Source organism: Mesorhizobium sp. Ca11 (genome assembly GCF_020165275.1).
In the GTDB taxonomy this organism is placed as follows: Bacteria; Pseudomonadota; Alphaproteobacteria; order Rhizobiales; family Rhizobiaceae; genus Mesorhizobium.
In genome coordinates this window covers 52,354-68,167 of sequence record NZ_JAIUHU010000020.1, presented here as the reverse complement: position 1 = coordinate 68,167, position 15,814 = coordinate 52,354, and the positions used below count along the sequence as shown (strand labels likewise).

At 65.1% G+C, this 15,814-nt stretch carries 13 protein-coding genes and 1 pseudogene; 9 read left to right on the top strand and 5 right to left on the bottom strand.

The annotated features are described in order from the left end of the window. Positions 1-76 precede the first annotated feature (76 nt). The 8 genes and pseudogenes from LB538_RS26495 (at position 77) to LB538_RS26460 (ending at position 8,257) form a co-directional block, all read left to right on the top strand. Complete coding sequence (locus tag LB538_RS26495; protein WP_224532616.1) at positions 77-448, top strand: hypothetical protein; 372 nt, start codon at positions 77-79, stop codon at positions 446-448. 126 nt (positions 449-574) lie between these two features. Next, a pseudogene (locus LB538_RS26490) lies at positions 575-930 on the top strand (endonuclease domain-containing protein). 254 nt (positions 931-1,184) lie between these two features. Beyond that, the gene (locus LB538_RS26485) at positions 1,185-1,811 is read left to right on the top strand and encodes a CDGSH iron-sulfur domain-containing protein (RefSeq protein ID WP_224532828.1); all 627 of its coding nucleotides are present in this window, start codon (positions 1,185-1,187) and stop codon (positions 1,809-1,811) included. A gap of 53 nt (positions 1,812-1,864) precedes the next feature. Further along, positions 1,865-2,167, top strand: a complete 303-nt coding sequence (locus LB538_RS26480) for a cupredoxin family copper-binding protein (RefSeq protein WP_224532826.1) — start codon at positions 1,865-1,867, stop codon at positions 2,165-2,167. 328 nt (positions 2,168-2,495) lie between these two features. After that, positions 2,496-4,517, top strand: a complete 2,022-nt coding sequence (locus LB538_RS26475; RefSeq protein WP_224532824.1) for a hydantoinase/oxoprolinase family protein — start codon at positions 2,496-2,498, stop codon at positions 4,515-4,517. A gap of 247 nt (positions 4,518-4,764) precedes the next feature. Further along, a complete protein-coding gene (locus tag LB538_RS26470; protein ID WP_224532195.1) occupies positions 4,765-6,933 on the top strand; it encodes a malate synthase G in 2,169 nt (722 codons plus the stop codon). Positions 6,934-7,057: 124 nt separating this feature from the next. After that, positions 7,058-7,639: a DUF308 domain-containing protein gene (locus LB538_RS26465; RefSeq protein WP_224532199.1), complete on the top strand. Its 582-nt coding sequence runs from the start codon at positions 7,058-7,060 to the stop codon at positions 7,637-7,639. Between the two features lie 30 nt (positions 7,640-7,669). Then, positions 7,670-8,257, top strand: coding sequence for a TetR/AcrR family transcriptional regulator (locus LB538_RS26460; RefSeq protein ID WP_224532198.1), 588 nt, complete (start codon positions 7,670-7,672; stop codon positions 8,255-8,257). Positions 8,258-8,285: 28 nt separating this feature from the next. On the opposite strand, the gene LB538_RS26455 is transcribed toward LB538_RS26460, so the two are convergent. The 5 genes from LB538_RS26455 to LB538_RS26435 form a co-directional block, all read right to left on the bottom strand. Continuing rightward, positions 8,286-9,815: a YifB family Mg chelatase-like AAA ATPase gene (locus LB538_RS26455; protein ID WP_224532194.1), complete on the bottom strand. Its 1,530-nt coding sequence runs from the start codon at positions 9,813-9,815 to the stop codon at positions 8,286-8,288. Positions 9,816-10,067: 252 nt separating this feature from the next. Continuing rightward, a complete protein-coding gene (locus tag LB538_RS26450; protein WP_224532193.1) occupies positions 10,068-10,820 on the bottom strand; it encodes a glycosyltransferase in 753 nt (250 codons plus the stop codon). 379 nt (positions 10,821-11,199) lie between these two features. After that, positions 11,200-12,153, bottom strand: coding sequence for a glutathione synthase (gene gshB, locus LB538_RS26445; RefSeq protein WP_224532192.1), 954 nt, complete (start codon positions 12,151-12,153; stop codon positions 11,200-11,202). A 224-nt stretch (positions 12,154-12,377) separates the two neighbouring features. Next, entirely contained in the window at positions 12,378-12,752 is a 375-nt protein-coding gene (locus tag LB538_RS26440) for a GtrA family protein (protein WP_224532191.1), read from the bottom strand. Continuing rightward, positions 12,752-13,756 (bottom strand): glycosyltransferase, encoded by a 1,005-nt coding sequence (locus tag LB538_RS26435; protein WP_224532190.1) that lies wholly within the window; start codon positions 13,754-13,756, stop codon positions 12,752-12,754. The genes LB538_RS26440 and LB538_RS26435 overlap by 1 nt, the downstream gene beginning before the upstream one ends. A 128-nt stretch (positions 13,757-13,884) precedes the next feature. Here LB538_RS26435 and LB538_RS26430 point away from each other — a divergent pair, with 128 nt between their 5' ends. Then, a complete protein-coding gene (locus LB538_RS26430) occupies positions 13,885-15,681 on the top strand; it encodes a GtrA family protein (protein WP_224532189.1) in 1,797 nt (598 codons plus the stop codon). Positions 15,682-15,814: the final 133 nt, after the last annotated feature.

Sequence of the window (15,814 nt, the reverse complement as noted above, 5' to 3'; positions counted from 1 at the left end):
CCACCCCTTGGCATATGCGCCCGCCATGTCATCATCCAGCCATCGGCCGCAGGGGCCGATTCGACCGGGGGTTCTCATGTCTTCCACCTTCGCGCGCCGCGTTGCCGCCGCGCTTTCGCTTGCCGTCCTCATCGCGCCTGCCGCCCGTGCCGGCGACGTCACCTTCCAGATCAAGAACAATCATGCCAACGCCATGCGTGTCGAGCTCTATAGCCAGGACCGCGACTATGTGTGGCCGGGCGATGGCAAGGATTTCTATCTCGACGACGGCGAGACCAAGCAATTGCCGATCTCGTGCAACGAGGGCGAGAAGATCTGCTACGGCGCCTGGGTCGACGGCGATGAAGAAACCTATTGGGGCGTCGGCCCCAACAACAAGGAAACCTGCGAGGACTGCTGCTACACCTGCAGCGGCGGCCAGACCGAGGAGATCGACCTGGAGGAGTAGCTCTTCTCCTTCTCCCCTTGTGGGAGAAGGTGGATCGGCGCGCAGCGCCGAGACGGATGAGGGGTGCTCCAGCGGAGTGAGACGCCGGATACTTGAGCGGTCACCTACATCGGCCAGTCTTCCGCCATGCCCCACCAAACCGTAACCCCGGCCAAAAGGAATTTCGCTCGGTCGATGCGCCGTGAGTCGACCGACGCGGAGGACCGTCTATGGCAGGAATTGCGCGGTCGTCGTCTCGACAACATCAAATTTAGGCGGCAAGTGCCGATTGGTCGGTTCGTGGCGGATTTCCTTTGCGCCGAGGCCAAGCTCGTCGTTGAGATTGCCGGCAGCACCGCGCGGATCGCCGCGATGCCGAGCTGAAAGTCAGGGGCTTTCGCGTGCTGCGGTTCTGGAACGACGATGTGCTGAAGGATTTGGATGCGGTCTGCGACACCATCATCGCCTATGTGCGGGACGAGAGTCTGCAGCCCTGGCGGTAGCGGTGCATCGGCGTTCCTGCCAAGCTGGAGCACCCCTCATCCGGCTCGGCGTTGCGCGCCGAGCCACCACCCGGCCCTTCGCAGGCTCAGGGCGTTCGAAGCTCGAAAAGCCAAGCAATTGGCTTTTCGTCCGCTAACGCGGACCGCTTCTCACCCCACAAGGGGAGAAGGGGAAGGCTGCGCATCCGGCCAGCTTGACGCCCCTCTCACCATCGCCCTAGCCTCGCCTCAACCCAACAGGAGACCCCACCCACATGGCAGGCACGGTCGAAGGCGAGAAGATCGACGTTTCCTTCAGCGGCAAGCGCTGCATCCATTCGCGCAATTGCGTGCTCGGCAACCCGCATGTCTTCGTGCCCAACGCGCCGGGCGAGTGGATCCACCCTGACGCGGCAAGCGTCGAGCAGGTCGTGGCGCTGGCGGAAAACTGCCCGTCGGGCGCCATCACTTACAGCCGCAAGGATGGCGGACCGCAGGAGAAGCCGCCGGTGGTCAACACCGTGCGGCTGCGCGAGAACGGACCGCTGGCGGTGCATGCCGAGATTGTGCTCGGCGAGGAGACCCTCTTCCGGGCCACGCTCTGCCGCTGCGGCCTGTCGCAGAACAAGCCGTTCTGCGACAACAGCCACATCAAGGCCGGCTTCACCGCCACAGGCGAGCCGCCGCTGAAGGAAGCACAGGTGCTGGAAGCGCGAGACGGCCCGCTGACGGTCACCCCCACCGTCAGCGGCCCGCTCAAGGTCGAAGGCAATGCCGAGATCGTCACCGGCACGGGGCATACCATCGCGCGGACCACAAAAGTTTTCCTCTGCCGCTGCGGGCATTCGGCCAACAAGCCGTTTTGCGACGGGTCGCATAAAAGAGTGGGGTTCGTGGCATGACAAACGCCGCGCCCGCCTTAGCTTAGGGGGAGGACTCTCAGGAGGAATCCGCCATGCGCACCATGCTCACCCTTGCCTTGCTTGCCGTCGCAATGCCCGCCTTCGCCGCAAACCACGCGGTTGAGATCAAGGACATGAAATTCCACCCCGCCAAGATCAGTGTCGCCGCCGGCGACACCGTGACCTTCACCAACGCCGATTCCAAGACGCACACCGCCACGGCGGATGACGGCTCCTTCGATACCGGCCAACTCGCCAAAGGCAAGCGCGCCAAGGTCAAGATATCGGCCGCCGGCGCGCATCCGTTCCATTGTGCGATCCACAGCTCGATGACGGGCACCGTCACGGCGAAATAGGAAACGCCGGCGCTTGAAGGACTGCTGCGCAGGCCGGCGCGAGGCCCCCCTCTCTGCCCTGCCGGCCATCTCCCCCACAAGGGGGGAGATTGGCAGCTTGGACGCCGGCGCCCCCTTTGCGACGTTGGCGATTGGCGAAAGCGCCGGCGACATCTGATCTCCCCCCTTGAGGGGGAGATGGCCGGCAGGCCAGAGAGGGGGGCCTCGCGTCGACGTTTCCAATAAACTCCAGCGCCTCCCCCTGGCCCACCTCTCCCGCCTTTATCCGCCTGCCGGTATCGGCTAAGGGCTTCGCAACAAAGCCCTTGACCCTGGACCGCCTCACAGAATGACCGCCAAGCCTCCCCCTCTCTTCCTCGGCATCGACACCGGCGGCACCTACACCGATGCGGTGCTGTGGTCGGAGGAAGGCAGCCCGAAGGGCAAGGTGCTCGCCAAGGCCAAGTCGCTGACCACGCGCCACGATCTCGCCGTCGGTATTTCCGGCGCGGTCGACGCGGTGCTGGAACAATCCAGGACTGATCCGGCCTCGATCAAACTGATTTCGATGTCGACGACGCTCGCCACCAACGCGCTGGTCGAGAGCCAAGGCGGGCGCGTGGCGCTGGTCATGATCGGCTTTTCCGAGGCCGACCTCGCGCGCGACGGGCTGAAGACGGCGCTTGGGACCGACCCGGTGGTGTTCTGCCCCGGCGGCCATGACGTGCACGGCAATGCGGCAAAACTCGACCTTTCCGGCCTCGACGCGGCGCTGCCGGAGCTTGGGCGTTCGGTGTCGGGCTTCGCCGTCTGCGCCTATTTCGCCACCCGCAACCCGGCGCATGAGCTAAGCGCCCGGAATTTAATTCGCGACATCACAGGCCTGCCGGTCACAGCCAGCCACGAGCTTTCGGCCAAGCTCGGCGGTCCGCGCCGGGCCCTCACCACCTTGCTCAACGCGCGCCTGATCTCGATGATCGACCGGCTGGTGGCGGCGACCGAAGGCTTTCTTGGCCAACGCGGCATCGCCGCGCCGTTGATGGTGGTGCGCGGCGACGGCGCGCTGGTTTCGGCGGCGTTTGCCCGCCAGCGGCCAATCGAGACGATCCTGTCCGGCCCGGCCGCCAGCCTTGTCGGCGCCCGCCACATGACCGGACTGGACGACGCCATGGTCTCGGATATCGGCGGCACAACCACCGATGTCGCCGTGCTCGACGGCGGCCGGCCGCGGCTTGATCCGGAAGGCGCCACCGTCGGCGGCTTCCGTACCATGGTCGAGGCCGTCGCCATGCGCACATTCGGCCTTGGCGGCGACTCCGAAGTGACGCTGGAAGACGGCGCGCTCGATCCAAAAATCTTGCTTGGGCCGCGCCGCCTGGTGCCGCTGGCGCTGTCCGGCATGGTGCATGGCGAGGCCGTCACCACCGAGCTGGAGCGCCAACTCCGCGCGCCGAACCCCGGCCGCATGGACGGCCGCTTTGCCCTGCGCACCGGCGTGCCCGACCGGCTCGCCGCCGGCCTCACCGGGCCGGAGGCGAAACTCTACGAGGCGATCGGCGCCACGCCGCTGGCGCTCGACCGGCTGCTCGCTTCGAATGCGCAGAACGCCACGCTGAACCGGCTGGTCGCGCGCGGGCTGGTGCACATCTCGGGCTTCACGCCGTCCGACGCCGCCCATGTGCTGGGAAAACAGGCCAATTGGCACGCTGCCACCGCCCGGCTCGGCGCCGAGCTTTTCGCCCGCCGCCGCGACGGCCGCGGCCAGACCATCGCGGCGACGCCGGAGGAGATTTCGCAGCGCGTGCTCGTCACGCTGACCCGCTGGTCGGCCGAATATATTTTGGAAACCGCCTTTGCCGAGGACGGGCTGGACGGCGCCGCCACCGTCGCGCACGCGCTGGTGCAGCGTGCCGTCGACGCGCATCCCGGCATCGCCCGCTTCACCGTCGCGCTCGACCGCCCGGTCATCGGCCTCGGCGCATCCGCGCCGCTGCATTATGCCGGCCTGCCGCCGCTGGTCGGCAATGGCTGCATCGTGCCGGAAGACACCGATGTCGCCAACGCGCTCGGTGCCGTGGTCGGCCAGGTGCGCGTCTCGGCCGAAGCCCGCGTCAGCCAGCCCAAGGAGGGCCTTTTCCGGCTGGCGTCAGGGCAGACGGTGCGCGACTTCACCGAGGAGGACAAGGCGATCGAAGCGGCGCAAGCCGATGTGCGGGCGCTCGCCGCCGATCGCGCCAAGGACGCGGGCACCGACAGCGCCGAGATTAACGTTTCCACCGAGTTCAAGGTCTCGACCATCGAGGGCCAGCGCATGTTCATCGAGGCGCATGTGGTGGCCGTGGCCTCGGGGCGGCCGCGGATTGCGGTCTAGCGCCTTTTCCTTCTCCCCTTGTGGGAGAAGGTGGCCGCGAAGCGGCCGGATGAGGGGTGCTCCAGGGAAAGCCAGCGTCTCACTCCGCTGGAACACCCCTCATCCGTCTCGGCGCTTGCGCGCCGATCCACCTTCTCCCACAAGGGGAGAAGGAAAAGGCCGCGCCCCTCTACACCCTAAGCTGAATTGACCCCGCAACCCCAAACATGCCAAACGCCCGGCAAGCCACCTATCTGGAGACGAGCAGATGACCGACCGCATCGAGATCGCCGGGTTGCGGATTGCCCGGGAACTCCATGATTTCGTCGCCGAGGAGGCCACGCCCGGCACCGGCATCGACCCGGAAAAATTCTGGACCGGTTTTTCGGTCATCGTCCACGACCTCGCGCCGAAGAACCGCGCGCTGCTCGCCAAGCGCGACGCCATGCAGGAAAAGCTCGACTTCTGGTATCGCGCCAATGGCGCGCCGATCGACATGGAGGCCTACAAGAATTTCCTCAAGGAGATCGGCTATCTGGTGCCGGAAGGGCCGGACTTCAGCGTCAGCACGGAACATGTCGATCCCGAGATTGCGGTCGTTGCCGGGCCGCAGCTCGTCGTGCCGGTGATGAATGCGCGCTATGCGCTCAACGCCGCCAATGCGCGCTGGGGCTCGTTCTATGACGCGCTCTACGGCACCGACGTCATTCCCGAAACCGGCGGCGCCGAGAAGGGCAAGGGCTTCAATCCGGCGCGCGGCGCCAAGGTGATCGCCTGGGCGAAGGATTTCCTCGACCAGTCCGTGCCGCTGACCACCGGCAAATGGGCCGGCGTCAACGGGCTCTCGGTCGCCAATGGCGCGCTGAAAGCAGGCGAGGGCGCCGGCGCCACGACGCTCGCCGATCCAAGGCAGTTCGTCGGCTATCGCGGTGATGCCGCCACGCCGGAAGCGGTGCTTCTGGTCAAGAACGGTCTACATATCGAAATCGTGATCGACCGCGCCAACCAGATCGGCAGGACCGACCCGGCCGGCATCGCCGACGTCCTCCTCGAAGCCGCCTTGACCACCATTCAGGATTGCGAGGATTCGGTCGCCGCCGTGGATGCGCAGGATAAGGTCGTCGTCTATCGCAACTGGCTCGGCCTGATGAAGGGCGACCTCGCGGAAGAGATCGCCAAGGGCGGCAAGACCTTCGTCCGCAAGCTCAACCCGGACCGCACCTACACCTCGCGGGGCGGCGGCACGCTTACGCTGCCCGGCCGCTCGCTGATGCTGGTGCGCAATGTCGGCCACCTGATGACCAATCCGGCGATCCTGGATCGTGACGGCAACGAGGTGCCGGAAGGCATCATGGATGCGGCGATCACGGCGCTGATCGCGCTGCACGATGTCGGCCCGAACGGCCGCCGGATGAATTCCCGCGCCGGCTCTATGTATGTGGTGAAGCCCAAGATGCATGGGCCGGAGGAGGTCGCCTTCGCCGTCGAGATTTTCGACCGTGTCGAGGCGCTGCTCGGCATGGCCAGGAACACCATCAAGATGGGCATCATGGACGAGGAGCGGCGCACCACCGTCAACCTCAAGGAAGCGATCCGCGCCGCAAGAGAGCGCGTGGTGTTCATCAACACCGGCTTCCTCGACCGCACCGGCGACGAGATCCACACCTCGATGGAAGCCGGCCCGATGATCCGCAAAGGCGACATGAAGCAGGCCGCCTGGATTTCCGCCTATGAGGCCTGGAATGTCGATACCGGCCTGGAATGCGGGCTCGCTGGCCGCGCCCAGATCGGCAAAGGCATGTGGGCGATGCCGGACCTGATGGCGGCGATGCTGGTTGAGAAGATCGCGCATCCCAAAGCCGGCGCCAACACCGCCTGGGTGCCGTCGCCGACGGCCGCCACGCTGCACGCCACGCACTATCACAAGGTCGACGTGCACGCCGTGCAGGCGGCGCTGAAGAGCCGGCCGAAGGCAAAGCTCGACGACATCCTGTCGGTGCCGGTAGCAAGGCGGCCGAACTGGACGCCGGACGAGATCCAGCGCGAGCTCGACAACAACGCGCAGGGCATCCTGGGTTACGTGGTGCGCTGGATCGACCAGGGCGTCGGCTGCTCGAAAGTGCCCGATATCAACGATGTCGGCCTGATGGAGGACCGCGCCACGCTGCGCATCTCCTCGCAGCACATCGCCAACTGGCTGCGCCACAAGGTGTGCTCGGAAATCCAGGTGAGGGATTCGCTGCAACGCATGGCGGCCATCGTCGACCGCCAGAATGTCGGCGACCCGCTCTACCGGCCGATGGCGCCGGATTTCGACAATTCCATCGCCTTCCAGGCAGCCTGCGACCTGGTGTTCAAGGGGGCGGTCCAGCCCAACGGTTATACGGAGCCGGTGCTGCATAGGCGGCGGCTGGAGCTGAAGGCGCGCGAGCAGTAGCGCGGCGCAAGCGGGCGCCGATCACGTAAACGAGATATCGAGGTGATCGGCGACCGGCCGGCAAGGGATTGACGATTTTCAATCTACCTACTAGTTGGTAGTCAATTGAATGAAAGGAACCGTCATGCCTGCACGAATGAACCATGCCCAGTCCTCAAACGGCTGGCTCAAAAGCTACTATTTTCTGCGGTTTGCCGTGTCGGCGGCCTGGGTCGCGATAGCCGTCACCGTCGCGAAGTCGGTTCCGCCGCTCGCCGCCGTAATGCTGGTGGCCTACCCCGCCTGGGACGCGCTCGCGAACTATGTCGACGCGCAGCGCAGTGGCGGCTTGGGCCGCAACAAGTCGCAGCTCCTCAATTTCGCCGTCAGCATCGTCACCGCAATCGCGGTCGCTATCGCGCTTGGCCGCAGCATGAACGCGGTGCTCGCGGTCTATGGGGTCTGGGCGGTCGTCTCCGGCGCGTTTCAGCTTCTCACCGCGGCGCGTCGCTGGAAGAGTAACGGCGCCCAATGGGCGATGATCCTGAGTGGCGCGCAATCAGCGCTGGCCGGCCTCTTTTTTGTCAAGATGGCGGGCGGCGCCGAGGCCATCGGCATCGCCAATGTCGCGCCCTATGCAGCTTTCGGTGCCTTCTACTTCCTCGTGTCCGCCGTGTGGCTGTCGGTCAGCGATATCCTTCGCAAGTCGCCGCAGGCCGTGCGTTGAGATTTCCTCCGCCGGAGGTTAGGCATGTCCATGGACAAGCCCTCGAACACCGCCGATGACATACTGGCCGCCGCGCGAAGCTTCATCGTCGCCGGCGGCTATAACGGGTTCAGCTACGCCGATATCGCCGACGTGGTCGGTATCCGCAAAGCCAGCATCCATCATCATTTCCCGAGCAAGGTCGACCTGGTGCAAAGCCTGGTCAGGCGCTACCTCGAGGATGCCGTGACGGGCATGACGGAGCTAGAGCGCAGTGTGCCTGCGCCGCCTCAGTTGCTGCGCACCTATGCCGACTTCTGGGCGCAGTGCATCGAGGATGCGAGCAGGCCGATCTGCGTCTGCGCGCTGCTTGCCAGCGAGCTTCCGGCCCTTCCGCCTGAGGTGGCCGCGGAGGTCCGGGCCTATTTCCGGTTTCTCTCGGGGTGGCTGACCGGCGTTATCGAGCGCGGCGCCGCGCAAAGCACATTGACGATCGCCGCCGCGCCGCGCGTGGAGGCGGAAGCCTTCATGGCGACTGTGCACGGGGCGATGATTTCCGCGCGGGCCTATGGCGATGGATCGAGCTTCGCCATGATCCTGGCACCGACGCTGCAGAAGCTGATCCCGGCGCAAGATTGAAGAGGGATGAAAGCCCGATACGCCCGCTTCACGCCGCCTGCGCCATGCGCTCCGCGCTCATCCTATAGGAGATCGCCTCGGCGAGATGGATGCGGCCGACGGTTTCGCTGGCGTCGAGGTCGGCCAGCGTGCGCGCCACCTTCAGCACGCGGTGATAGGCCCGCGCCGAAAAGCCGAGCTTTTCGCTGGCGTCCTTGAGCAGCGTCAGCCCGGCGCTATCGGGCTTGGCGATCTCCTCGATGATCGAGGGCGGGCAGTGCGCGTTGGTGGTGGCGCCGGCGCCCAGTTTTTCCAGCCTTTCGCGCTGCATGGCGCGCGCACGCGCCACGCGCTGTGCCACCGCCGCACTTGTCTCGGCCTTGTCCGGCCGGATGAGGTCGCTCGCCGAGACCGCCGGCACCTCGATCCTGAGGTCGATGCGGTCGAGCAGCGGGCCGGAAATGCGCGCCTGGTATTCGGTGCGGCAGCGGTCGCCGCGCAGGCAGCGATAGCCGGGCTCGCCCGACATGCCGCAGCGGCACGGATTCATCGCCGCCACCAGCTGGATGCGCGCCGGATAGGTGACGCGGTGGTTGGCGCGCGCGATCATGCAGTCGCCGGTTTCCAGCGGCTGGCGCAGCGCATCCAATGTCTGCGGCGTGAATTCCGGCAACTCGTCGAGGAACAGCACGCCGTGATGGGCGAGCGAGACCTCGCCCGGACGCGCGCGCAGCCCGCCGCCCACCATCGCCGCCATCGAGGCCGAATGATGTGGGGCGCGGAACGGCCGCCGGTCGGTCAGCTTGCCTTCGCCGAGCTCGCCGGCAACGGAAGCGATCATCGACACTTCGAGCAGCTCCTTCGGCGCCAGCGGCGGCAGGATCGAGGGCAGGCGCTGCGCCAACATCGACTTGCCCGAGCCCGGCGGCCCGACCATGAGAAGGTTGTGGCCGCCTGCGGCAGCCACTTCGACCGCCCGCTTGGCGCTCTCCTGGCCCTTGATGTCGGCGAGGTCCGGCAGGTCGTGCGCGGCAAGCTGGATGCCGGCCTCGGGCCGCGACAGCACCTGCGTGCCGCGAAAATGGTTGGCGACGGCAATCAGGCTGCGCGGCGCAAGGATGTCGAAATCCTTGCCCGCCCAGGCCGCCTCCGGGCCGCAGGCGAAGGGACAGATCAGACCCTTGCTCTCCGCATTGGCGCCGATGGCCGCCGGCAGTGCGCCGGCAACGCCGGCGATGGTGCCGTCGAGCGACAATTCGCCAAGCACCACATAGCCGGCCAGCATATCGCCGGGGATGGCGCCGAGCGCCGCCATCAGGCCGAGCGCGATCGGCAGGTCGTAATGGCTGCCTTCCTTGGGAAGATCGGCCGGCGCGAGGTTCACCGTCACCTTCTTCGACGGCATCGACAGGCCCGACGCATGCAGCGCTGCCTGCACGCGCTCGCGGCTTTCGGCCACCGCCTTGTCCGGCAGGCCGACGATCTGCATGCCGACCTTGCCCGGACCGACCATCACCTGGACATCGACCGGCAAAGCCTCGATGCCCTGAAAAGCGACCGTGCGAACCCGCGCTACCATTTATCCAAAACCCCCGGCCTCAACGCGCCCGTATCCACCATCGGGCCGCGAGCGCGTACAGTCCAGACAACCATAGATTTTCGAAACACGCAAGAACATTACAGGAACATCTATCCGCGAAGATGGTGGATTTCGGCCAAAGCTTCTTCTGGGCTAAAAGGCCGAGGCGCGCCCGAGCAGCCGCTATCGCCGCGTGCTCTCGACCTGTTGAACAAGGCGAGCAGTCCCTCCGGCAATCCGGGCTGTTGCCGTCTAGGCGGTGATGAAGGCATCGACCGTGCCTGAAAGCGATCGATCGATTGCGATGTGGGGTGGAAGCCACTCCATGACAGGATATCGGAAAGGCCAAGGCATGGCGAGCCGGCGCAAAGAGCCGCTTTCCAGAAAAATCTCATTTACAAGGTCTATGAACCGCCGGCGGTCTCGCTCAACTCGTTTCAAAGTTTGCGAACGAATATAAGCCCGGGGGATTCGTCGCTCCTTCAGCGCTAAGACAGCCTCCGCGATGGATCGAGGGTCGGGTGGAACTGTAAGCGAATATTCGTCATCGAGATAAAGGTCTCGACCACCATGGTTCGGGGTCGTGACAACAGGTAGCCCCGCGAGAAGATACTCTGTGCTGGCGAACATTGGTCCCTCTATTGCAGAGAGACAAATTCCCACGGCTGCACGATTTAGATGCATGTTCACATGAGCCGGCGCCAATCGAACAGGTTTGCCGGTGCTGTCAAACTCATTGATAAACACGTGACCCGGCGCGAGCTCCCTGTGCCGATTTACCCGCGCCCTTTCCGACTCCGTCGTGGATGACCCCACTGAATCACGATAAAAGACAAATGCGCAACGCTCGATGCCAAGGGACAAGTCGTGGCGTTTCCACGAAGCCAGTTGCGCATTGTATATTGCATCGAATTCTACAGGGATGTCCTCGAGGGGCCTGAATATGTATTCGGAGGTTGTTGAAGTCTTGTTGTGCAGGACGGCGGCCTCACCGGACTGATTCAAGAGATCAGCCTCGGCTTGTGTGTTGGATAGGAAGATTAGCGAGTGACGGGGGTTCCCAAGTCTATGCAGAACGGCATAGGTCCGGATCATTTTGACGCTGGAATTGTTTTCGATGGACCAGGTTGGCGAGATGAGAAACCAGGCACGGTGACTGCGTGGAAGGAGAGGCATGTGACTTGCCAATCCAAGGGGCGTACCGGACATTCCCGAATAGGATATGAACGGATCATCCGACAGCAAACTTGCCTGAAGAGCAGGTTGCGACTTCGCGGAAGAGTACCACCCTTTCCGGAGATAGCGGCGATGACGCAACATTGCTCCGACAATCTCGGATACGGTGGGAGGCCGATATCCGTGCTGCAGAGTCAACATGCGGCAATTACGCGGCCGACTTCAGCCGCTTCCCCTCAACGCAATCCCAGAACAGGCCGGCGATATCCGCGCCGCCAAAGCGCTGCACTTCGCGCACGCCGGTCGGCGAGGTCACGTTGATCTCGGTCATGTAGTCGCCGATCACGTCGATGCCGACCAGGATGAAGCCGCGCTCCCTGAGCGCCGGTCCGATGCGGGCGCAGATCTCGCGCTCGCGCTCGGTCAGCTCGGTCTTCTCGGCGCGGCCGCCGACATGCATGTTGGAGCGGGAATCGTGCTCGGCCGGCACGCGGTTGATGGCGCCGACAGGCTCGCCGTCGATCAGGATGATGCGCTTGTCGCCCTTGCGCACGTCCTTCAGGTAACGCTGCACGATATAGGGCTCGCGGAACAGTTGGCCGAACATTTCGAGCAGCGAGGCGAGATTGCGGTCGGCCTCGTGCAGATGAAAGATGCCGGCGCCGCCATTGCCGTAGAGCGGCTTGATGATGATGTCGCCGAACTCCTTGCGGAAGGCCGCCACTTCCTGGGGATCCTTGGTGATCAGCGTTTCCGGCATCAGGTCCGGGAATTCGGTGACGAAGATCTTCTCCGGGCTGTTGCGCACCCAGGCTGGGTCGTTGACCACCAGCGTCTTCGGATGGATGCGCTCCAATATGTGCGTGGTGGTGATGTAGTTCATGTCGAAGGGCGGGTCTTGCCTGAGCAGCACGACGTCCATCTCGGAGAGGTCGGTGCGCACCTTCTCGCCCAGCGCGTAATGGTTGCCCTTCTCGTCGCGCACCTGCATCTCCTCGATGCGCGCGAACACCTTGCCGCCCACCATCGACAGCCGGTCGGGCGTGTAGTGGAAAAGCTTGTGGCCGCGCCGCTGCGCCTCCAGCGACAGCGCGAAGGTCGTGTCGCCGGCGATCGACACGGTGGAGACATGGTCCATCTGGACGGCGATCTTCAACGGCATTTGCGGTCTCCGGGGAACTCAGACGCCCGATATAAGGAAATCGGCGGCGCCTGCCAATCGTGCTCGCTTGGTGCAGAAGCTCAGAGACCGTTTCGAAATTCGCTCTGGCGAGTCATATGGTGGTGGTTTCGAGAACCGGAGCGGAGCGGACATTTGGGTCCGTGAGCACCGGAAGCGCAGAAAACGCCATCAGATGGCCGCCAGAGTAGAATTTCCAAACGGTCTCAGCGGTCGAAGACTAGGCGCGAGTAGCCGAGGAAGGACAGCGTCATCGCGACGATCGAGGCAAAGGCCAGTGCCGCCAGCGGCGGCAGCGCCGGCAGGGCGAACAGGACGGCGCAATAGACCAGGTAATTGACGATGCTGGTGGCGATGCCGACGCTGCCATAACGCACGCCTTCCTGCGCGATGCCCCGGCTCGACGGCGCGAAGGTCAGATGGCGGTTGATCTGCCAGGTGACGCAGAGCGCGAAGCCGATCGACAGCAGGCGCGCCGCCATCGGGCCGAGCGGCGTGGCGGCAAGCAGCAGCCAGAGCGCCGCGGCGTCGGCAACGAAGCCGATGCCGCCGGTAAGGATGAAGCGGACGAGGCGGTCCACTATGCCGCCCGCGAAGCCTTGCCCGGTTCGCCCTTGGGCGAGGCCTGCCCGGATATCCCACGCTCGGCGCGGCCGGAGGAAATCGATAGGTAGAAAATGCGCTTCTGCTCGGCCCGGCCGCGCGAGACGGAATCGAGGATCAGCCCGGTCATCATCGACAGCATGGCCAGAAGCAGCATGCCGATCGACAGCACCCAGGTCGGCATGCGCGGCACCAGCCCCGTCTGCGCGAACTCGACCAGCACCGGGATCATCAGGCCGATGCTGGCCGCCAGGAAGAACAGCGCGAACGTGCCGAAGAAGCGCAACGGCTGCGTCTCCTTCACCAGCATGGCGAACATCCACAGTATCCTGGCGCCGTCGCGGAAGGTCGACAGCTTCGACGACGAGCCTTCCGGGCGGCGGCCGTAATCGAGCGCCATCTCGCTCACCGGCAGCTTCAGCTGCGAGGCATGCACCGACATCTCGGTCTCGATCTCGAAGCCGCCGGAAACGGCCGGAAAGCTTTTGACGAAGCGGCGCGAAAAGACCCGGTAGCCGGAGAAGATATCGGTGAAGTCGGTCCCGAACAGACCCTTGTAGAGGCGGTTGAAGATACGGTTGCCGAAAGCGTGGCCGTTGCGGCCGGCATCGTCGGCCACGCCGCGCCTGGTGCCCACCACCATGTCGGAGCGCTCGGTCTGCAGGACGTTGATCAGCTGCGGCGCATCCTCCGGCGCATAGGTGCCGTCGCCGTCGGCCATCACATAGATATCGGCGTCGATGTCGGCGAACATGCGCCGCACCACATTGCCCTTGCCCTGGCGCGGCTCGCGCACGACGGTGGCGCCGGCGGCACGGGCTTTCAGCGCCGTGAGGTCCTTGGAATTGTTGTCGTAAACATAGATCGCGGCCGAAGGCAGCGTCTCGCGGAAGCGCCGCACGACGTCGCCGATCGTCAGCTCCTCGTTGTAGCAAGGCAGGAGCACGGCGATGACCGGCTCGTGGCGGACTGCATGCGGCATGTCTGTCTCCGGACGCCCGATCCAGCCTCCGGCCGTGCTCATGCCGGCCCTGTCGAGCCGTTTTACTATTTATTGAAGCCGTTAAGGCTAGGTTTAAAACCGATCCTCTCCCTTCAAAGGCCACAGCAATGGGCACAGCCGAGACCGGCGCCGCCGCCTGGAAGTCCGATCTGGCGCTGGCGCTGCTTGCGGCCCTGCTCGCATTCGCTATCAATGCATGGGCCGGGTTTGGCCAACTGACCGATTCCGGCGGCGACAACGACAATCTGCTGCGCCTCGTCGAGGTCCGCGACCTGCTCGCCGGCCAGGGCTGGTTCGACCTGCACCAATACCGGATGGGGCTGGAAGGCGGCTTCGTCATGCACTGGTCGCGGCTGGTCGACGCGCCGATCGCCGCCATCGCATTTGCCGCCTCGGCGCTCACCGGCAGCAGGCCGCTCGGCGAGGACGTGGCGCAGGTGATGTGGCCGGCGCTGCTCTTCTGGTCGACCTTGTTCTTTACCGCCCGCGCCGCGCGCAGCTTCGGCGGTGGCGGCGCGGTGCTTCCCGCCATCCTGATCGGCGCCGCCGGCTATTATTTCATCGGCATCTATGACCCCGGCGCGCTCGACCACCACAACGCCCAGCTGATGCTCACCATGGCGAGCCTCGCTTTGCTGCTCGAGGCGCCCTCCCGACGCTGGGCCGCGTTGTTGTCCGGCCTCTGCGCGGCGCTGACGCTCGCCGTCGGCATGGAAACCGTGCCCTACGTCGCCACCATAGGTGTTTGCGTGGCGCTGCTGTTCGTCGCCGATCCAGGCGGCGAACGGGCGATCGCCCGGGATTTCGGCCTCGGCTTCGCCGGTGTCGCGGCGCTTGTCTTCGCCGTCACCGTTCCGCCTTCCGCATGGGGCGTGGCGCAGTGCGACGCCTTCTCGGTCGCGCAGTTCGTCGTCGCGGCCATTGCCGGCGTGGGGCTTGCCGCTATCGCCTTCATCGAGCCTGCCACCGGCAGCTGGCGGCGCAGGCTGGGGTCGCTTGCGCTTCTGGGGGTCGTGCTCGGCGTGGTCGTGGCGGTGCTGTTCCCGCAATGCCTCTCCGCGCCTTATGCCTCCCTCGATCCACGCCTCAAGGAACTGTGGCTCGACCATATCGACGAGGCCCAGTCGCTGTTCGCGCTGCTTGTCCGCGATCCGGCGCGCGTGGCGGCGCGTTACGCGACGCCGCTGGTCGCGATCGTCCTGATGGCACGGCACTTACGCCGCGGCGGCTGGCGGCGGCAGGACAGCCTCGTTGCGGCACTGCTCGTCGTCGCCTTCGCGGTCGGCGCGTGGCAGGTGCGCGGCACCACCTTCTCGATCGCCTTCGCGGTCGTTCCGCTGTCAGCCTGGATCGCCAAATGGCGGGTGCGGGCCGAAACCAGTTCCTCGCTCGGCGTGGCGCTGCGCCTTGCGGCCGTCTGGCTGGTCTCGATGAACCCGGTCTGGACAGGCGTCGCCGCGGCCGCCTCGGTCGCCTTGAAAAAAGACAAGCCCGTCGCCGACGGCGGCACCACGGACATGACTTGCCAGAAGAAGGCCAGTTTTGCGCCACTCGGCGGCATGGCCGATACCACCGTGCTGACGATCTCCAATCTCGGAGCGCCGGTCCTCGCTTATAGCGGCCATCGCGTTTTCGCCGGCCCCTATCACCGCAACGTCGCCGGCAATCTCCTGGCGCTGGACGCCTTTCTCGGCTCGGCCGATGACGCGCGGGCAATCGTCGAGGCGCATCGCGTCGGCCTCGTCGCCATCTGCCCCGGCAATGTCGAGACCCTGATCCTGACCCGGAAGGCGCCGCAGGGTTTCCTTGCCGGCCTGCTGCGCGGTTCCGTGCCGGACTGGCTCGAGCCGATCGGCGAGAAAGGCAGCCCGATCGAGCTCTATCGCCTGAAGCAAGCTGGCTAAAGCAATTCCCGAAGGTGCGAAACGGCGTTTGCTGCGCAATTGCATTCCAGAAGAGACCGTTCGATACTTATATTAGCAATTATGCATAAATGAATATTGGAGGGCTGCCATTTCTTGTCCAAAGCTGAGCCGG

Bases quoted from the DNA above. Each gene is read 5' to 3' on its own strand.
- LB538_RS26495 (WP_224532616.1), top strand. From the start codon at position 77: ATGTCTTCCACCTTCGCGCGCCGCGTTGCCGCCGCGCTTTCGCTTGCC.
- LB538_RS26485 (WP_224532828.1), top strand. From the start codon at position 1,185: ATGGCAGGCACGGTCGAAGGCGAGAAGATCGACGTTTCCTTCAGCGGC.
- LB538_RS26480 (WP_224532826.1), top strand. From the start codon at position 1,865: ATGCGCACCATGCTCACCCTTGCCTTGCTTGCCGTCGCAATGCCCGCC.
- LB538_RS26475 (WP_224532824.1), top strand. From the start codon at position 2,496: ATGACCGCCAAGCCTCCCCCTCTCTTCCTCGGCATCGACACCGGCGGC.
- LB538_RS26470 (WP_224532195.1), top strand. From the start codon at position 4,765: ATGACCGACCGCATCGAGATCGCCGGGTTGCGGATTGCCCGGGAACTC.
- LB538_RS26465 (WP_224532199.1), top strand. From the start codon at position 7,058: ATGCCTGCACGAATGAACCATGCCCAGTCCTCAAACGGCTGGCTCAAA.
- LB538_RS26460 (WP_224532198.1), top strand. From the start codon at position 7,670: ATGGACAAGCCCTCGAACACCGCCGATGACATACTGGCCGCCGCGCGA.
- LB538_RS26455 (WP_224532194.1), bottom strand. From the start codon at position 9,815: ATGGTAGCGCGGGTTCGCACGGTCGCTTTTCAGGGCATCGAGGCTTTG.
- gshB (WP_224532192.1), bottom strand. From the start codon at position 12,153: ATGCCGTTGAAGATCGCCGTCCAGATGGACCATGTCTCCACCGTGTCG.
- LB538_RS26435 (WP_224532190.1), bottom strand. From the start codon at position 13,756: ATGCCGCATGCAGTCCGCCACGAGCCGGTCATCGCCGTGCTCCTGCCT.
- LB538_RS26430 (WP_224532189.1), top strand. From the start codon at position 13,885: ATGGGCACAGCCGAGACCGGCGCCGCCGCCTGGAAGTCCGATCTGGCG.